The organism is Microbacterium hydrocarbonoxydans, from assembly GCF_000956475.1.
Classification (GTDB): domain Bacteria; phylum Actinomycetota; class Actinomycetes; order Actinomycetales; family Microbacteriaceae; genus Microbacterium; species Microbacterium hydrocarbonoxydans_A.
The window spans coordinates 1-16710 of record NZ_JYJB01000007.1 but is presented as its reverse complement, the minus strand read 5'-3'; the positions used below and the strand labels follow the sequence as shown (position 1 = coordinate 16710).

Below are 16710 nucleotides of genomic sequence, written 5' to 3'. Positions count from 1 at the left end.
CCGGAACAGGCTCAGGGACCCACCAGAACTGGAGCGCTGAGCTTGTCGAAGCGTCGCGGATCTCGGCTCAGCTCGCGGTCTTGGAGCGGTACTTCTCGCGCAGGTACTCTCCGGCGGGCTTGCCGTAGGGGCAGTAGTCGTCGTTCTCGCTCGCATCCGCGGCGGCGTACAGCGCGGGCGGCCAGTCCCACAGCATGAAGCCGCGCACCCATGGTCGCGCGTCGCATGCGTCGAACATGGCGCGGTAGTAGCGAAGCTGCTCGTCGCCCGATGGGGCGCCCTGGAGGTTCCAGTCGTTCGGCTTGTCGGCCGAGCCGACGCGCGAGGGACAGCCCGCCTCCATGAAGAAGAACGGCTTGCCGGCGGCATCCACCACCTTCTGGATGCGATCGAGCTCTGCGTCCCACCGGTCGATCGGGTAATAGCCGCTCGAGGTGATCACATCGACCGCGTCCCACCAGGTGACGTGGTCCTCCTGGTACTTGTCGCAGTTGTATGCGATCACGCCCGAGTACACCTCGCGGACCGCGTCCGCGAGCGCCCGCCACTCGGCATCCCTCGAGTCGGCGCGCACCATCTCGCAGCCGATGCAGAGCATCTCGCAGCCCTCGGCCTCGGCGATCCGGGCGGCATGCAGGATGAACTCGGTGTACGACGCGAACCACTCGGTCCAGCTCGGCTCGCCGGGAACGTCCCAGTCGAAGAAGCCGATGTAGGCGCGCCACGTGCCGTCGCTCACGTTCACGACGGGCTTCAGGCACACCTTCAGTCCGCGTGCCTTCGACTCGCGGATCGCCCACACGATCTCGTCTTCCGTCACCGTCGGCGCCTGGTTCCACGGCATCTCGGTCGACTGCGCAGTGGCCTGTTCGACCGCGTAGGCGATGGCCGTCCAGTTGACGCCGTGGTCGGCCATCGCGGCGAGGGAATCGGATGCCGCGGGCGTCGCCCAGGTGCCGCGGATGCCGGTCCATCCCCAGGTCATTCCGGCGATGTACCCCGGATCGAACGCATCGGGACGAACGGACGCCGTCATCGGGCGACCAGCTCGTTCGCGGTGCGGACCACCCGCTCCGAGGTGAGCTCGGCAGCATCGATCGGCGACGCATGCCGCACGAGGAATGTCGCGGTCTCGCCCGGCAGCAGCGTCACGAGCCCCTCCTCCGTGAACGAGTCGGGGTCGACCTTGTCCACCAGCAGCGAGAGGTCGCGCACAAGGTTCGCCGCGGTGACGCGGACCTCGGTTCCCCCGTCGACCGCCGAGGTCTCGAAGGCCAGCTGCGCGGCGGGCAGCTTCGAATCGCGCGGCTCGGCGTAGAACCAGAACCCGCGTTCGCCGGCATCCGCCACGAGCACCTCGCCCGCAGCATCCGTCGCCGTCGTCACCTGCGCGTCGAGGGCGACCGTCGCCGATCCCCATGCCGCGACAGTGAACGGCACGGTCGCCTCGGCGAGCGCCGCTCCGTCGAAGCTCAGGCGTCGCACGGAGAGCTCGCCCGACCAGACCTCGCCGGTGTCGTTCGAGAGCACCGCCGCGAGGCCGCCCTCGCGCGGCTGCACCGACACGACCCGCGGCGCGAACGCGATCTTGAGCGCGTGCCACAGGGGCTTCAGCCGCTCGTCGCCGTCGATGGCGGCCCACGACGTGACCGGCCAGCAGTCGTTGAGCTGCCAGACCACGGCGCCCATCGTGTGCGGGGCCCACGACCGGAAGTGCTCGAGCGCGAAGCGCACGGCGTTCGCCTGGTTCAGCTGCATGGCCCAGTGCCAGGTCTCCATGTCCGCCGGCATGCGGAAGTGCGGCAGGAGCCCGTTGGTGAGCTTGGCGCCTCCCTCCATCGCCTTCTGGTGCACGATCATGCCCGGCGACTCGGGGGTGAGCGGAGCATCCGACACCGACCGCACCAGCGTCGACCACGCCGGCGGTCCCTGCCAGCCGAACTCCGCGACGAAGCGCGGGCGGTGGTCGCGGTAGGTGCCGTAGTCGAGCCGGTTCCACTGCTCCCACAGATGCATGGTGCCGTGCGGCTCGGCGTTGGGGTGCTCGCCGTTCGGGCTGAAGGGGCTGCCAGGGCTGTACGGCACGTGCGGTGCGAGTTCGGCGACCAGCTGCGGGAACAGCTCGTGGTAGTAGTACGCACCCCAGGTCTTGCCGTCGAGGTACGTCTTCCACCCCCAGTCCTCGAAGCCCCACAGGTTCTCGTTGTTGCCCGTCAGCAGCACGAGCGAGGGGTGCGACGCCAGGCGCACGATGTTCTCGCGCGCCTCGGCCTCGATCTCGCTGCGCAGCGGCTCCTCTTCGGGATAGGCCGCGCATGCGAACAGGAAGTCCTGCCAGGTGAGCAGGCCCAGCTCGTCGCACAGCTCGTAGAAGTCGTCGGCTTCGTAGATGCCTCCGCCCCACACGCGGATGAGGTTGAGGTTCGCCGCGACCGCCTGGCGCAGGCGGCGCTCGTAGCGGGCGCGGTCGACGCGAACCGGAAGCGCGTCGTCGGGGATCCAGTTGACGCCCTTGACGAAGATCAGCCGATCGTTCACGACGAGCGTGAACGGGGTGCCCTCGGCATCCGCCGTCGTGTTCCACTCGATCGTGCGGAACCCGACACGGCGCACGACGGCGTCGAGGTCGCCGCGCACGTGCGGCGGCTCCTCGCGGATCGACAGGTGCACGTCGTACAGCGGCTGGTCGCCGTGGCCGACCGGCCACCAGCGCTCGAGCCCTGCCGCCTCGACGGCCACGGTGGCCCGGTCGGAGCCGGCGGGAACGACGACCTCGCTTCGGGAGCCTGCGAGCTCGGCGGTGATCGTGAAGGCGGTGTCATCGGATGCCGTGGCCCGCTCGATCACGACCTCAGCCTCGACCCGTCCGCCGCTCACCGTCGGAGACGCGGCGACGCGCGCCTCGACGATGCGGGCGACCGACCACGACTCCAGGCGCACGGGGCGCCAGATGCCAGAGGTGTAGGTCGCGATCCCCCAGTCCCAGCCGAAGTTCGAGGCGGACTTGCGAATCGCCTCGTAGGGCAGCGGGTACGGGCGGGGGCGCGCGCCGAGCTCGAGGCTCTGCTCGTTCGCGTACTTGATCGGCGAGCGGAACGCGACCTCGAGCGAGTTTGCTCCGGCGATCAGGGCCTCGCGCACGTCGACCCGGTACGAGCGGTGCTGGTTGGCGCTCTCGAGCACCACGCGCCCGTTGACCCGCACGGTGGCCACGGTGTCGAGGCCGTCGAAGACCAGGTCATGCCGCTCATGGCCGTCGGGCTTCCACTCGAAGGTGGTCCGGTAGGTCCAGTCGACCAGGCCGATCCACGCGAGCAGCGCTTCGTTGTCGTCGAGGTACGGGTCGGGGATGCGCCCGGCGCTCAGCAGGTCGGTGTGCACGCACCCGGGCACGGCCGCGTCGACGACGGCGCCCACGAACTCGACGGGGGCGGGTCCGGATGCTGCGGACACGGTCCAGCCGGTCTGCAGCTCGCGGCGAACGGGGGCGAGGACGGCGGTGCTGGTGAGGGTCATTTGACGGCTCCGGAGGTGAGGCCCTTGTAGATCCACCGCTGCAGCAGCAGGAAGGCGATCAGGGTGGGGATGATGACGATGAGCGTGCCGGCCGAGATGATCTCCCACTGCGAGCCGAACGGCCCCTTGAAGCGGAACAGCGAGGTCGAGATGAGGTCCTCGCTGGGCAGGTACAGGAACGGGGAGTAGAACTCGTTGTAGATCGCGATGCCCTTGATGATCACGACGGTCGCGATCGCGGGACGCAGCAGCGGCAGGATGATCCGCCAGTAGATGGTCCAGCGGTTCGCGCCGTCGATCATGGCGGCCTCGTCGAGCGACACGGGGATTGAGGCCATGAACTGGATGAACAGGTAGATCGCGATGATGTCGGTGCCCATGAAGAGCAGGATCAGGGCGGCCTTGGTGTCGTAGAGCCCGAGTCCGTTCACGACCTGGAACGTGGCGACCTGGCTCGTGACGCTCGGGATGAGCGTGGCGACGAGGAACAGGCCCATCACGAGCTTCCGGCCGCGGAACTCGAAGCGGTCGAGCGCGTACGCGGCCATGGTGCCGATCAGGATCGTGCCGGCCAGCGAGACCACGAGCACGATCATGGTGTTGATGAAGCCCTGCAGCATCTGACCGCTGTTGAAAGCGGTGATGAAGTTCTCGAAGTTGAACCAGTTCGACGGCGGGGCAAGGGGGCCGGTGGCACCGTACTCCTGCTTGCTCTTCAGGCTCGCGAACACCACGGTCACGAGGGGCAGCAGCGTGCAGACCGCGGCGATGACGAGGCTGAGGTACTTGCCCGTCTTCGCCGACACGGTGCGCGTGCGGATGGCCAGCATGCCTGCCGAGCGCCGCTCGCCACGGCGAGGATTGACAGCGGGGTTGGTCGTCGTGGCGGTCATGTCAGGTCCACCTTCTCGTCGGGGAAGAGCTTGCGCTGCACCCAGGTGACCAGCAGCACGATCAGCAGCAGGACGACGGCCATCGCGCTGGCGAGACCGACCTGCCGGAAGTTGAACGCCGTCTGGATCGTCTGGATCACGAAGGTCGACGTGCCGTTGGCGCCGCCCGTCATGATGAACGGGATCTCGAAGACCGCGAGCGATCCGGAGATCGCCAGGATGAACGAGAGGCCGATCACACGGCGGATGCCGGGGAACACGATCGCCCAGAACTGCTGCCACTTGCTGGCGCCGTCGAGTTCGGCGGCTTCGTAGAGGTCGCTCGGCAGCGACTGGATCGCACCCAGGAACAGCACGAAGTTCATGCCCATGTAGCGCCACACGCTGGTGCCGGCGAGCGACCAGTTCGCGATGTCGGGATTGCCGAGCCACTGCGGCGGCTCGGTGACGCCGACCCAGCCCAGCACGGTGTCGAGCGTTCCGCCCGGCTGGAAGAGATAGAGGAAGACGAAGCCGATGGCGACGCCGTTGAGCAGATAGGGGAAGAAGAGGATGCCGCGGAACAGGTTCTGGAACCGGGTCGAGAAGCTGAGGATCGTCGCGAAGTACAGCGCGAGGCCCATCTGCACGAACGAGGCGGCGAAGTAGTACAGGCTGACGCCGAAGACCTGGAACACCCGCGGATCGGTGAAGACCGCGATGTAGTTGTCGAGCCCGATGAAGTTCTGGTTCTGGTCGAGCCCGTCCCAGTCGGTGAGGCTGTACCAGACCAGGTTCACCGCCGGCCAGTACGTCAGCAGGAGGAGGAGCCCCACCGCGACGGCGAGGAACAGGTAGGGGGTGAGTCGGCGCAGCATCCTGCTGCGTGCGGTGGTCCCGGAGGACCGCCCGGTCGGGCGGCCCTCCGGAGTCGCGCCGGCCACCCGACCCGCAGCTGCTGCGGATTCCGGTGCCAGAGTCGCCATGGTGTGTGCCTTTCGTGTCTCGCGTCAGCGCTCCGAGGCGCCTACTTCGCGACCTTCTCGACCGAGGCCGCCCAGCGCTCGTTGAGCTCTGCGAAGTAGCTGTCCTTGTCGCCCTCGGCGGCACCGCGGGCGACGTCGACGAGCTTCTGGCGGTAGATCGGGCCCCACAGGTCGATCTGCGAGTCGTTCGAGACGTCGCTGAGCAGGCTCTCCTCGCCGGCCGGAGCCGGGTTGGTCTCCATGAGCTGGACGCCGGCGGCGGTGAAGTCGCCGAGGTTCTCGGGCAGATCCTTGGACTTCACGGTCGAGATCATGCCCTGGTCCTCGGTGAAGCCGGAGTCCTCGATGAACCACTGGATCCACGCCCATGCCGCGGCCTTGGACTTCGAGTGCTTGCTCACGCCCAGGTTGTAGTCGCCGCCGATCACTGCGTACTGCGTGCCGTCGACGTTCGCCGGGAACGCCATGTAGCCGATGTCGTCGGCCGAGGCGCCGTTGTCCTCCGCTGCGGCCTGCATCTGCGAGATCGCCCAGGAGCCGAGCGGCATCGTCGCGATCTTGCCGGTCGCGAGGTCGACCTTCGACTGCTCCCAGTTGGTGGTCAGGGGGTCGGCCTCGGTGAGGCCCTCGGCGACCGCGTCGTAGAGCAGCGAGTCGATCGCGTAGATGTCGGTGCCCTCGGTCCAGGGTGCGTCGTCCTTCGCCATCTCCGTCGCGGCATCGGGGTTGTTCGTGATCGAGCCGAGGTTGCTGAACGACTGCGTCAGCGGCCAGCCGTCCTTGTAGTTCGTGTAGTACGGGATCGCGTCGGTCGAGCTCTTGATCTTCTTCAGATCGGACAGGAACTCGTCGGGTGTGGTGGGCAGCTCGGTGATGCCTGCTTCTTCGAAGACCTTCTTGTTGTAGACGATGCCGTTGGCGTTGCCGCCCACGGCGACGCCGTACTGGGTGCCCTCGTACGAGTGGGTGTTCAGGAACCGGTACTTGTCGGCGAAGTCGTCCTTCTTGCCGAGCGGCTCGAGGAACTGCTCGAACTGGCTCTGCTGCATGGTCGGGATGCCGATCACGTCGCCGTAGTTCTTGGTCGAGAGGCGGGTCTTCATCTCGCCCTCGTAGTCGGTGATCCCCTCGACGGTGACCTTAACGTCGGGGTACTTCTTCTCGAACTCCTTGACGTACGTGTCGAACGTGCCGTCCTCGACGAGGTCGGTGCGCCAGGTGATCACCTTGAGATCGCCCTTCACCTCGCCGTCGATCTTGTTGTTCGGATCGCTCGCGCCGCCGGCGGAGCATCCGCTCAGCGCGATAGCGGTCACGGCGACCGCCGCCAGTGCCGCCACTGTCTTCTTTGCCATGTGAGGACTCCTTGTCAGGTTCACCCTTGAACTGGGCGCCGCCCCCGTGCCGTGGGGCTGCGGAGCCAGATTAGGCCTCACATCGCAGATTCTGCAACTAAATGTCATCGCTGTCTGGACGTCAGAATCGACGCCTGATCGAAGAATTATCTCTTTTGAACTGGATCTTTCTATCCTGTCTCTCAGACTATAAAGGGGTAAATGTCTACTTAATGTCTTTCGATAGACATAGCGTCGCCAGCCCTGATATGCTCGCACTGCAAACCTGAGCGAAGGAGCAGAGATGGCAGTCCAGCCACGAGCGACACTCGACGACGTCGCCCGGCTGGCGGGCGTGAGCTCGAAGACGGTCTCGCGCGTCTACGCGAATCGCGAACTCGTCTCCCCCGACACGGTCGAGCGGGTGCTGAGCGCGGCCAAGCGGCTCCGGTTCCGCCCGAACACGCTGGCCCGCACCCTCCGGCGCGGGGGCGCGACCCACACCTTCGGGTTCGTGATGGGCGACCTCAGCAACCCCTTCTACTACAAGGTCGCCTCAGGCATCGAAGAAGAACTCAGCCGCAACGGCTACGCGCTCATCGTCGCGACCACCGACGACACGCCGGATGGCGAGGAGCGGGTGGCCGACGCCCTGCTCGCCCAGCGCATCGGCGCGCTGCTGCTGATCCCCGTGGCCGGCGACCAGTCGTATCTCGAGGGTGAGCGCCAGCTCGGCACTCCCGTGATCGCGATCGACCGCCCCGCCCGCAATCTCGTCGCCGACTCGATCGTGATCGAGAACCACCGGGGCGCTTTCGAAGCCACCAGACGGCTGCTCTCACTCGGTCACCGCCGCATCGCCTATGCGTGCAATCCCGCAGACGTGTACACCCAGATCGAGCGGATTCGCGGTTACCGTGAGGCGATGGCCGCGCACGGGATCACCGACACCGCGCCTCTCGAGGCGCTCGTCGACGACCGCAGCGTGCGTCCGGAGCAGATCATCGGTGATCTGCTCGATCGGGAGGAGCCGCCCACGGCGCTGATCACGGGCAACAACCGCATGACCGTCGGCGCGCTGCGCGCCTTCCGCGCGCGAGCCGACCGGCCGGAGCCGGCGCTCATCGGCATCGACGACTTCGACACCGCCGACGTGCTCGGGGTGACGGTGATCTCCTACGATCCGGTCGAGCTGGGGCGGCGCGCCGCCCGGCTGGCCCTCGAGCGGATCGCCGACCCCACGGGGTTCACCCGCCAGATCGAGCTGCCGACCTGGGTGGTCGAGCGCGGAACCGGCGAGCGCCCGCCCAGAGGCGACCGGGCCGGAGCGGATCGGTGAGCAGACAGGTCACGATCGCCGAGATCGCAGAGCGCGCCGGCGTCTCCCCCGGCGCGGTGTCGTTCGCACTCAACGGACGCAAGGGAGTGTCCGAGGCCACCCGCACCCGGATCCTTCTGGTCGCCGACGAGCTGGGATGGGCGCCGGGAGCCGCGGCGAAATCGCTCACGGCCAAGAAGACCAACAGCATCGGGCTCGTGCTGGCCCGCGATCCTGCGAACCTGGGCGTGGAGTCGTTCTTCATGCAGTTCATCGCCGGCATGGAGACCGAGCTCTCCCCTCGGGGGTTCGGCCTGCTGCTTCAGGTCGCTCCCGACACGGCGAGTCAGCTGAAGACGCTGCGCCGCTGGCGCACCACGCGCCGAGTCGACGGCGTGCTGCTCATGGACCTCCGCGAAGACGACCCGCGCGCAGATTACTTCGCCCAGCATCCGGAGTTCCCCGCCGTCGCCGTCGCCGACCCGACCGCCGCTCCGGGTCTGGCCACCGTCTGGACCGATGACGCCGAGGCGATGCGCGAGGCCGTCCGCGCTCTCGCGGCTGCGGGGCACCGGCGCATCGCGCGTGTCGCCGGTCTCTCGGCGCTCGTGCACACGCAGATCCGCGACGCCGCCTTCCGCGACGAGATCGCCGCGCTCGGATGCGAGGGGATGCTGCTGCGCACCGACTACTCGCCGGAGGAAGGCGCCAGGGTCACCGAGCAGGCGATCGCGGCATCCGATCCCCCCACCGCCTTCGTCTACGACAACGACATCATGGCGATCGCCTCCTTGGGCGTCTTCGCGCGCGCTGGTCTGCGGGTTCCGGAGGACGTCTCGATCATCGCCTGGGACGATTCGCTGATCTGCCGCTACACGGTCCCCGCGCTCACGACGCTGAGCCACGACGTCGTCGCATTCGGGGCGCACGCCGCCCGACGCCTGTTCGACGTGATGAGCGGCAGCGCACCTGCCGCCTTCCTGGATTCCACCCCCAGGCTCGAGGTGCGCGGGTCCACCGCAGACGCTCCGATACGCTCTGCGTGAGCCTCGCTCTCGTCCACCCCCGATGAACCCTGGAGATCGATCGCCATGCCCCGTTTCGACCTGCCCGTCGCCGAGCTGCGCTCGTACCGTCCCGCCGTGCAGACGCCCGACGACTTCGACGAGTTCTGGGCGCGCACGCTCGCGGAGTCGCGCGCGGTCGCGCAGCCGCCGACGCTGACCCGCGTCGAGTCGCCCCTCACTCTGGTCGAGGTGTACGACGTCTCGTTCAGCGGGTTCGGCGGCGATGCGGTTCGCGGGTGGTTCGTCGTGCCGGCCGGCGCATCCGGACCGCTGCCGACCGTGGTCGAGTTCAACGGCTACGGCGGTGGACGCGGTCTGCCGCACGAGCGCCTCGCGTGGGCTGCCTCCGGCTACGCCTGGGCCTTCATGGACACGCGCGGTCAGGGCAGTGCATGGGGAACCGGCGGAGACACCCCCGATCCGCACGGCACCGGCGCCTCGGCTTCCGGGTTCATGACCCGCGGCATCGACGACCCCGAGCAGTACTACTACCGTCGGGTGTTCACCGATGCGGCGCTGTTCATCGACGCCATGCGAGGGCTCGACCAGGTCGACGATGCACGGGTCGCCGTCACCGGCGGCAGCCAGGGCGGCGGCATCGCGATCGCCGCGGCCGGCCTCAGCGACGGCCTCGTCGGCGTCATGCCCGATGTGCCGTTCCTCTGCCACTTCGAGCGGGCGGTCGGTCTGACCGACAGAGACCCCTACAACGAGATCGTCCGCTACCTGTCCGTGCACCGCGATGCCGTGGATCAGACGTTCCGGACCCTGTCGTACTTCGACGGGGCGAACTTCGCGGCGCGGGCAGCCGCCCCCGCACTCTATTCGGTCGCGCTCATGGACCCGATCTGCCCGCCGTCGACGGTGTACGCAGCAGCCAACGGCCACCTCGGTGGTGCAGAGGTGATCGAGTACCCCTTCAACGAGCACGAGGGCGGGCAGGGGATGCACTGGCAGCGCCAGGCCGCCTGGCTCGCTGCGCGTCTGCAGGGCTGAGAGGCGGGTCGCCTCTGCGGCCTTCCGAGAGCAGTTCGACTGCACGAGAACAGCACGGATGCCGGCAGGCGTCTTCTCCTGGCGCGTTCACCTGTCCTCGCGCAGCGGGGGCGCGCCGCATCCGCTCTGTGCAGCACACTCACCCTGCCAGGGTGAGGAGCATGCGCGCGAGTGTGTATCGGGTGTGACCCCTCGAGGTGCGCGGGTCGTAACCCAGGACATCGGTCAGGGCCGTGAGCTTCTCCTGCACGCTCGAGTGGTGGCGGCCGAGTCGCGAGGCCGCCGCCCGGACGCTCTGCTCCTCGACGACGGCATCGAGGAGCGCGAGACTTCGCGGGTCGAGACTCGAGAGAGCTTCGGCATCCGGATGCAGCGGTCTGCCTTCGGCCGCCTCTGCGACGATCAGTGCCGCCCCGAGGTCGGTGGCGTCGATGACAGGCGCCGAGGCGCTGGTGAGACGAACGGCAATGAGCGCTGACGACCACGAGGCCGGCGCGAGTCCCGGTACGCCGACACCGAGGCGCAGGTCGGCCGCGGCCGGCCACAGCAAGAGAGGATCCGACCCCTGGCGCACGATGGTCGCCCTCGTCAGGCCGTGGCTCGTGGCGACGACAGCCGACGGATGTTGAGAGGAGGGCGACGGATCAGGGGGAGACGCCAGGACGACGAGGGGGCCGTCGCCCAAACGCAGCCTCGCCAGAGCACCTTCGCGTTCCTGTACTCCGGTGTAGGCGCTGATCGCCAACTCGACCGCGCTCTCCGGCCCGATCGTGCGACGCGCGCGGATGATGCCGAGCGCGAGAGCCAGCCGTTCGAGAATCATGGCGTCGTTGGTGTGGAGATCGCCGTCTCGCTCGATCCATGCGACGGCATCGGGGCCGCTCGCCCGCGCAGGCCACCTGTCCGAGACGTCACCGGGTTCGATGCGCACGCCGTCCGCGCGCACGCGCATGGCCTGGCGTCCGTCGCTATGCCCCACGGTCGCACCGCTGAGCAGGGCAGCCCCGCGAAGCATGCTCTCCATCCCGACCGACCGGGCTACGAGCGCATCGAAGTACGAGACGACCTTGAGCGTCTCGCTCGCATCCGGGTCGAGGGCGGTGAGCCGCCCCAGCAGATCTTGCATGTCGGGCTCCATCGCGCGGGGTTCCACCCTACGGGGTCGAGCGCGCGACCCCATAGGGGGCGTTTCAGCCGAGCAGCCGGTTCACCCAGTTGTCACGTGCCGCGAGCATCGCCTGCGACACCGACGCCTGAGGGGCGAAGTTGTCGAACCCGTGGAATCCGCCGGCGAACACGTGCAGCTCCGCCTGGATCCCGGCCTCCCAGAGCTTCGTCGCGTAGGCGACGTCTTCGTCGCGGAACACCTCCGCACTCCCCGCGTCGATGTACGCCGGCGGCAGGTTCGAGAAATCCGTGTTCCGCGCCGGCGCGGCATAGATCGACACGTCATCCGTACCTCGACGGTCTCCGAGCAGTGCCGTCCATCCGGTGAGGTTCGACCCGCGATCCCACACACCCTCGCCGTCGATCTGCCTTGTCGACACCGTCTGATCGCGATCATCCAGCATGGGGTAGATCAGAAGCTGCCCTATCAGCACCGGACCCTTCCGATCGCGCGCGAGCAGTGTCGTTCCCGCGGCGAGTCCTCCGCCCGCGCTCGCGCCGCCGATGAGCAGACGGTCGAGATCCACTCCGAGCTCGTCGGCGTGCTCGGCCATCCACACGAGGCCCGCATAGCAATCTTCGACCGGATACGGATCGGGGAATTCGGGCGCGAGCCGGTACTCGACCGTCACGATCACACCGTTGAAGCGCTCCGCCCAGCCGAGGAACCCCTCGACCCCGAGCCACCGGTTGCCGATGATCATGCCGCCGCCGTGAGTGTGGAAGAAACCGGGGCCGCGACCGGTTCGGCCTTCTCTGTGGATCACCGTGACCACGATCTCGTCGCCTTCGTGTCCGGGGATCGTGACATCGCGATGCACGAATCCTCGCTCGGCGAGCACCTCTTGCGGCGTCGGACCGGGGAACACCGCCGCAGAGCGCATGATCGGGATCATCTCTGGCGTGATCGTCGACGGGAACGCATCGCCCATGAGCGACAGCGCCGCTTCGAGTTCGGGGTCGAACGGCGGGCGGATGAGCGTGTCAGTCATCGGAACTCCTTTGTCCACTGTCACCATGCGGCGACTCGACCAGCGTCCCCTCCCGTACTACCGAGCGTAACCCGCCGAATGGGGCCGATCCGCCTCGTCTCTGCCGCCGTGTGGCGGGGCGGCGAGCGCCTGACCGGCGACGGGCTCAGCGGATGCGGTGGATGTCGAGGTCGGTGCGTCCGGGCAGGAGGTCGGCGCGCAGCGCGCGGGTGCCCCGGTAGTCCCCGTCTTTCAGCCGCCGGTACGGACGGCTCGGCACCTCATCGACGACGCCGTCGAGACGCGCGAGCAGCCGCGCGGTCTCGCGCTCGACATCGTCCGCGTCGAGGCCGTCGGCATCGTGGACGACGTGCAGGTCGAGCGGCTCGATGCCGGTGTACCAGAGCGTGCCGTGCGTGAGCGGGAACAGCAGCTGGTCGATGTCGCCGCTGATGCCACGACTGCCGATCGAGCGGTCGTCTTCACCCGCTGTGACGATCACGAGCGCGCGGCGCCCCGACAGCAGACCGTCGCCGTAGCGGAGAGGGAGGCCGGTCTCGGGGTCGTTCGGACCGTACGCGAACCCGTTCGTGAGCACCCGGTCGAACCACCCCTTCAGGATCGCCGGCGGCCCGTACCACCAGAGTGGGAACTGCAGCACGATGAGGTCCGCCGCGGCGAGCCTGCGCTGCTCCTCGGCCACGTCGTCGGGCACTCGGCCCTCGGCGAACACCTCGCCCATGAGGTCGACCACGTTGCCGGGCCGCCCGAGCGGGTCGCCGAAGTCGCGCGCTGCGAGCACGGGGTCGAATCCCTGCCGGTACAGGTCACTGGTGACGACGTCGTAGTCGCGGGAGAGCGCTTCGACTCCCTCGCGGAAGAGCAGAGAGTTGAAGGAATCCGCCTGCGGGTGGGCGTGGATCCAGTGGGCGACAGGGCGCGTCGACATGGTGTCCTTTCGTCAGATCTGCGTCAGTGAGCGTCGGCTGCGGCGTTCGCGGAGGCACCCTGCCACAACGGCAGCACTGCTGCCGCCAGCACGGCCACGGCGGCGACGACGAGTGCCACGGCGAATCCGCCGGCGCCGACGATCGTCGAGATCGTGCCGAGCACCGCGATGCCGAGTCCGCCGCCGAGCGAGAAGCTCACCTCCTGGATCGCTCCGACCTGCCCGGCGTCATCTTCCGTCGTGACGTCGAAGAGGGTCGTGGCCGCCAGAGTCGCGGCGACCCCGAACCCGGCGCCGACGAGCACGAGCGGAATCGCCACGACGTCGGGGGCGAAAGCCAGCCACGCGAGCCCGGCTCCCTGCACGACGAGCGCGAGCACGGTCAGCGTGGGCGAGGTCAGCCAGCGCAGGAACAACGGGGCGACGACACCGCCCAAGGCGATCGCGACCGCCTGCGGGAGGATCGCGATCCCCGCCTCGGCAGCCGTATGAGCGCGCAGATCCTGCAGGTGCAGGCTGACGAGCAGGACGGATGCCGCAGCCACGCCGCTGCTCGCCACGATGCGCATGATCGCCGGGCTGAACCCGGGCACCGAGAACAGCCGCATGTCGATGAGGGGTTCGCGGAGCGCGCGCTGGCGCCGGATGAAGTACACGAGAGTCGCGATGGCGACGACGGCGGCGACGGCGGCGGCGCTCGGTGTCGCGAGCGCCTCGTGCACGGCGAACACGAGCGCGCCGAGCGCGACGATCGACGACAGGATGCTGAGCACGTCCCACGACGCGGGCCGGGAACTGTGCGAATCGGGAACCAGCCAGGTCGCGAGGATGCCGGCGACCACCGCGAGGGGCACGCTGCCGAGCAGCAGCCACCGCCATCCCGGGCCCTCCGTGACGATGCCGCCGAGCACAGGCCCGAGCGCGCTGCCGGTGCCGAAGGTCGCCGTCCAGAGCCCGTACGCCAGCACGCGCTGACGCGCCTGGTAGTGCACGCCGATCGTCGCGACGACCCCCGCCACCACGAACGCCTCCGCGACGCCGAGCAGCGCGCGCACCACGATCAGCAGCAGTCCGTCCTGCGCGAGCCCGCCCACGAGGTTGAGCGCCGCGAAGCCGGCGAGGCCGAGCAGCACGATGCGCTTGCGGCCGAAGGCGTCGCCGATGCGCGAGGCGAGGATGAGGGTCGCCGCGAGCGACAGCGCGTACACGTCGACCAGCCACAGCGCACCGCTGTCGGACAGCATCAGGTCGCCGCGTATCGCGGGCAGCGCGGTCGACACGCTGCTGATCGCAAGGGCTCCGATGAGGATGCCGAGGAGCAGCGGCACCATGGCCAACCACGGGTGCCGGGCAGGGCGCACAGGAGCGGAGACGACAGGGACAGGGAAGGTCACCACCCGAGTCTGGCGGAGAGGTACGATTCCGACAAGTACGGTCATCCAGGTAACATACTGACGTTTCGGATACCATGATCGTCGACGGAAGGCGGAGCGATGAGGGAGAAGACCGAACGCATCGTGCGCGAGTGGGGCGACGCCTGCGACGCCGAGATCTCGATCGCGGTTCTCGGCGGGGCGTGGAAGCCGAGCATCCTCAGCCTGCTCGGTGAGCATGAGGTGCTCCGCTTCGGCGAGCTCAGCCGCCTGCTCGACGAGCCGACGGCCCGCGTTCTCACGCGCCAGCTGCGCGAGCTCGAAGACGACGGACTGATCACGCGCGAGGTGTACCGGCAGGTTCCTCCGAAGGTGGAGTACCGCCTGAGCGACCTCGGCCTCGGCTCCATGCCTCTCATCGACGCGCTCACCGCGTGGGGCGGCCAGTACGCGGCTACTCAGCGATCCGCGCTCGATGCTGCCGCGCCACCGGCGTCGCATAAGACACCGGCATAGGCGGGGCGCCACGGCGGCGGCGTTCCGTCGGGTCACCGGCTACGCCCAGCCACCGGCATCCGCCCCCGCCGAAACAGCCGACACGCCGCCGATAGACTGGGACCATGTCCAAGGTTCTCCAGTCACTGCCCGTCGGCGAGCGCGTCGGCATCGCCTTCTCCGGAGGACTAGACACCTCCGTCGCCGTCGCCTGGATGCGCGACAAGGGCGCGGTGCCCTGCACGTACACGGGAGACCTCGGCCAGCCCGATGAGGACGACATCGAGTCGATCCCCGGGCGTGCGCTCGAGTACGGCGCCGAGGTCGCTCGCCTCGTCGACGCCAAGACCGCGCTCGTCGAAGAGGGCTTCGTCGCCCTCGCCTGCGGCGCCTTCCACATCCGCTCCGGCGGCAAGACCTACTTCAACACCACGCCGCTGGGCCGCGCCGTCACCGGCACCATGCTGGTGCGCGCCATGAAGGACGACGGCGTCGACATCTGGGGCGACGGCTCGACCTACAAGGGCAACGACATCGAGCGGTTCTATCGCTACGGTCTGCTGGCCAACCCCCGTCTGCGCATCTACAAGCCGTGGCTCGACGCCGACTTCGTCACCGAGCTCGGCGGCCGGCAGGAGATGAGCGAGTGGCTCGTCGCGCACGGCTTCCCCTACCGTGACTCCGCAGAGAAGGCGTACTCGACCGACGCCAACATCTGGGGCGCCACGCACGAGGCGAAGACCCTGGAGCACCTCGACGTCTCGCTCGAGACGGTCGACCCGATCATGGGCGTCAAGTTCTGGGACCCGTCGGTCGCGATCGAGACCGAAGACGTCACCGTCACCTTCGAAGCCGGTCGCCCGGTCGCCATCAACGGCGTCGAGTACAGCAACCCGGTCGAGCTCGTGCACGAGGCCAACCGCATCGGCGGCCGCCACGGCCTGGGCATGAGCGATCAGATCGAGAACCGCATCATCGAGGCGAAGTCGCGTGGCATCTACGAGGCTCCGGCGATGGCGCTGCTGTTCATCACCTATGAGCGCCTGGTCAACGGCATCCTGAACGAGGACACTCTCGCGACGTACCACGAGCAGGGGCGTCGCCTCGGCCGCCTGATGTACGAGGGCCGCTGGCTCGAGCCGCAGTCGCTCATGCTGCGGGAGTCGATCCAGCGCTGGGTCGGTTCGACGATCTCGGGCTCGGTCACCGTTCGCCTGCGTCGCGGCGACGACTGGACCATCATCGACACGGTCTCCCCCAACCTCTCCTACGCACCCGAGAAGCTCTCGATGGAGCGCGTCGGCGACGCCGCCTTCGGTCCGGTCGACCGCATCGGCCAGCTCACGATGCGCAACCTCGACATCGCCGACTCTCGCGCGCGCCTCGAGCAGTACGCGAGCCTCGGCCTCGTCGGCGGTGCGACGGGCGAGCTGGTCGGACGCGTCACTGCGGGCGAGTCCGGCGAGATCACCGAGTCGGTGCACGGCTCGATCTCGGAGGCGGACGAGACCCTGGCCGACGCCGTCGACACGGCGTCCGAGGGTGCCGCCTTCGACTCCGGCACCGACTGACGGCTGTCTTCTCGGAGGGGCGGATGCTGCACAGCATCCGCCCCTCCGACGTTCCCAGTGACTTCCCCGCCGCTGTCCCCTCCCCTCCGTGCGCC

The 16710-nt window shown here is 68.5% G+C and carries 14 protein-coding genes; 5 read left to right on the top strand and 9 right to left on the bottom strand.

The genetic code is table 11. The features are described 5' to 3' along the window. Window positions 1-67: 67 nt before the first annotated feature. From RS84_RS05005 to RS84_RS04985, 5 genes are read right to left on the bottom strand one after another with little or no spacing between them, the layout of a single operon-like run. On the bottom strand, window positions 68-1036 hold the full coding sequence (locus RS84_RS05005; protein ID WP_200891977.1) for a glycoside hydrolase family 113: 969 nt from the start codon (window positions 1034-1036) through the stop codon (window positions 68-70). Continuing rightward, window positions 1033-3516, bottom strand: coding sequence for a glycoside hydrolase family 2 protein (locus RS84_RS05000; protein ID WP_045256688.1), 2484 nt, complete (start codon window positions 3514-3516; stop codon window positions 1033-1035). Before RS84_RS05000 ends, RS84_RS05005 begins: the two co-directional genes overlap by 4 nt. Beyond that, window positions 3513-4409: a carbohydrate ABC transporter permease gene (locus tag RS84_RS04995; RefSeq protein WP_082062053.1), complete on the bottom strand. Its 897-nt coding sequence runs from the start codon at window positions 4407-4409 to the stop codon at window positions 3513-3515. Before RS84_RS04995 ends, RS84_RS05000 begins: the two co-directional genes overlap by 4 nt. After that, window positions 4406-5374 carry a carbohydrate ABC transporter permease gene (locus RS84_RS04990; RefSeq protein WP_045256687.1) on the bottom strand — a complete coding sequence of 323 codons (969 nt, stop codon included), beginning with the start codon at window positions 5372-5374 and terminating at the stop codon, window positions 4406-4408. The genes RS84_RS04995 and RS84_RS04990 overlap by 4 nt, the downstream gene beginning before the upstream one ends. A 41-nt stretch (window positions 5375-5415) precedes the next feature. Next, the gene (locus RS84_RS04985; RefSeq protein WP_045256686.1) at window positions 5416-6729 is read right to left on the bottom strand and encodes an ABC transporter substrate-binding protein; all 1314 of its coding nucleotides are present in this window, start codon (window positions 6727-6729) and stop codon (window positions 5416-5418) included. 283 nt (window positions 6730-7012) lie between these two features. On the opposite strand from RS84_RS04985, the gene RS84_RS04980 reads away from it, so the two are divergent. From RS84_RS04980 to RS84_RS04970, 3 genes are read left to right on the top strand one after another with little or no spacing between them, the layout of a single operon-like run. Next, window positions 7013-8047, top strand: a complete 1035-nt coding sequence (locus RS84_RS04980; RefSeq protein ID WP_045256685.1) for a LacI family DNA-binding transcriptional regulator — start codon at window positions 7013-7015, stop codon at window positions 8045-8047. Then, window positions 8044-9072 (top strand): LacI family DNA-binding transcriptional regulator, encoded by a 1029-nt coding sequence (locus RS84_RS04975; protein WP_045256684.1) that lies wholly within the window; start codon window positions 8044-8046, stop codon window positions 9070-9072. Before RS84_RS04980 ends, RS84_RS04975 begins: the two co-directional genes overlap by 4 nt. A 45-nt stretch (window positions 9073-9117) precedes the next feature. Beyond that, the gene (locus RS84_RS04970) at window positions 9118-10089 is read left to right on the top strand and encodes an acetylxylan esterase (RefSeq protein ID WP_045256683.1); all 972 of its coding nucleotides are present in this window, start codon (window positions 9118-9120) and stop codon (window positions 10087-10089) included. A gap of 139 nt (window positions 10090-10228) precedes the next feature. Here the strand turns inward: RS84_RS04970 and RS84_RS04965 are convergent, their stop codons facing one another. The 4 genes from RS84_RS04965 to RS84_RS04950 all read right to left on the bottom strand — a co-directional run bounded on the left by RS84_RS04965 (window position 10229) and on the right by RS84_RS04950 (window position 14570). Then, window positions 10229-11215, bottom strand: coding sequence for a hypothetical protein (locus RS84_RS04965; protein ID WP_235281387.1), 987 nt, complete (start codon window positions 11213-11215; stop codon window positions 10229-10231). A 64-nt stretch (window positions 11216-11279) separates the two neighbouring features. Continuing rightward, a complete protein-coding gene (locus RS84_RS04960) occupies window positions 11280-12248 on the bottom strand; it encodes an alpha/beta hydrolase (RefSeq protein WP_045256681.1) in 969 nt (322 codons plus the stop codon). A gap of 145 nt (window positions 12249-12393) precedes the next feature. Further along, entirely contained in the window at window positions 12394-13176 is a 783-nt protein-coding gene (locus tag RS84_RS04955; protein WP_045256680.1) for an NAD(P)H-dependent oxidoreductase, read from the bottom strand. A gap of 23 nt (window positions 13177-13199) precedes the next feature. Beyond that, complete coding sequence (locus RS84_RS04950; protein ID WP_160298160.1) at window positions 13200-14570, bottom strand: MFS transporter; 1371 nt, start codon at window positions 14568-14570, stop codon at window positions 13200-13202. Between the two features lie 99 nt (window positions 14571-14669). Between RS84_RS04950 and RS84_RS04945 the strand changes: the two genes are divergently transcribed. Together RS84_RS04945 and argG are read left to right on the top strand one after the other, a co-directional pair. Beyond that, window positions 14670-15065 carry a winged helix-turn-helix transcriptional regulator gene (locus RS84_RS04945; RefSeq protein ID WP_045256678.1) on the top strand — a complete coding sequence of 132 codons (396 nt, stop codon included), beginning with the start codon at window positions 14670-14672 and terminating at the stop codon, window positions 15063-15065. Window positions 15066-15169: 104 nt separating this feature from the next. Continuing rightward, entirely contained in the window at window positions 15170-16615 is a 1446-nt protein-coding gene (gene argG, locus RS84_RS04940) for an argininosuccinate synthase (RefSeq protein ID WP_045256677.1), read from the top strand. The last annotated feature ends 95 nt before the right edge of the window (window positions 16616-16710 follow it).

What these genes read in the sequence shown, in the direction of transcription:
- RS84_RS05005 (WP_200891977.1), bottom strand. Translation starts at nt 1,036, where the DNA reads ATGACGGCGTCCGTTCGTCCCGATGCGTTCGATCCGGGGTACATCGCC.
- RS84_RS05000 (WP_045256688.1), bottom strand. Translation starts at nt 3,516, where the DNA reads ATGACCCTCACCAGCACCGCCGTCCTCGCCCCCGTTCGCCGCGAGCTG.
- RS84_RS04995 (WP_082062053.1), bottom strand. Translation starts at nt 4,409, where the DNA reads ATGACCGCCACGACGACCAACCCCGCTGTCAATCCTCGCCGTGGCGAG.
- RS84_RS04990 (WP_045256687.1), bottom strand. Translation starts at nt 5,374, where the DNA reads ATGGCGACTCTGGCACCGGAATCCGCAGCAGCTGCGGGTCGGGTGGCC.
- RS84_RS04985 (WP_045256686.1), bottom strand. Translation starts at nt 6,729, where the DNA reads ATGGCAAAGAAGACAGTGGCGGCACTGGCGGCGGTCGCCGTGACCGCT.
- RS84_RS04980 (WP_045256685.1), top strand. Translation starts at nt 7,013, where the DNA reads ATGGCAGTCCAGCCACGAGCGACACTCGACGACGTCGCCCGGCTGGCG.
- RS84_RS04970 (WP_045256683.1), top strand. Translation starts at nt 9,118, where the DNA reads ATGCCCCGTTTCGACCTGCCCGTCGCCGAGCTGCGCTCGTACCGTCCC.
- RS84_RS04965 (WP_235281387.1), bottom strand. Translation starts at nt 11,215, where the DNA reads ATGCAAGATCTGCTGGGGCGGCTCACCGCCCTCGACCCGGATGCGAGC.
- RS84_RS04960 (WP_045256681.1), bottom strand. Translation starts at nt 12,248, where the DNA reads ATGACTGACACGCTCATCCGCCCGCCGTTCGACCCCGAACTCGAAGCG.
- RS84_RS04955 (WP_045256680.1), bottom strand. Translation starts at nt 13,176, where the DNA reads ATGTCGACGCGCCCTGTCGCCCACTGGATCCACGCCCACCCGCAGGCG.
- RS84_RS04945 (WP_045256678.1), top strand. Translation starts at nt 14,670, where the DNA reads ATGAGGGAGAAGACCGAACGCATCGTGCGCGAGTGGGGCGACGCCTGC.
- argG (WP_045256677.1), top strand. Translation starts at nt 15,170, where the DNA reads ATGTCCAAGGTTCTCCAGTCACTGCCCGTCGGCGAGCGCGTCGGCATC.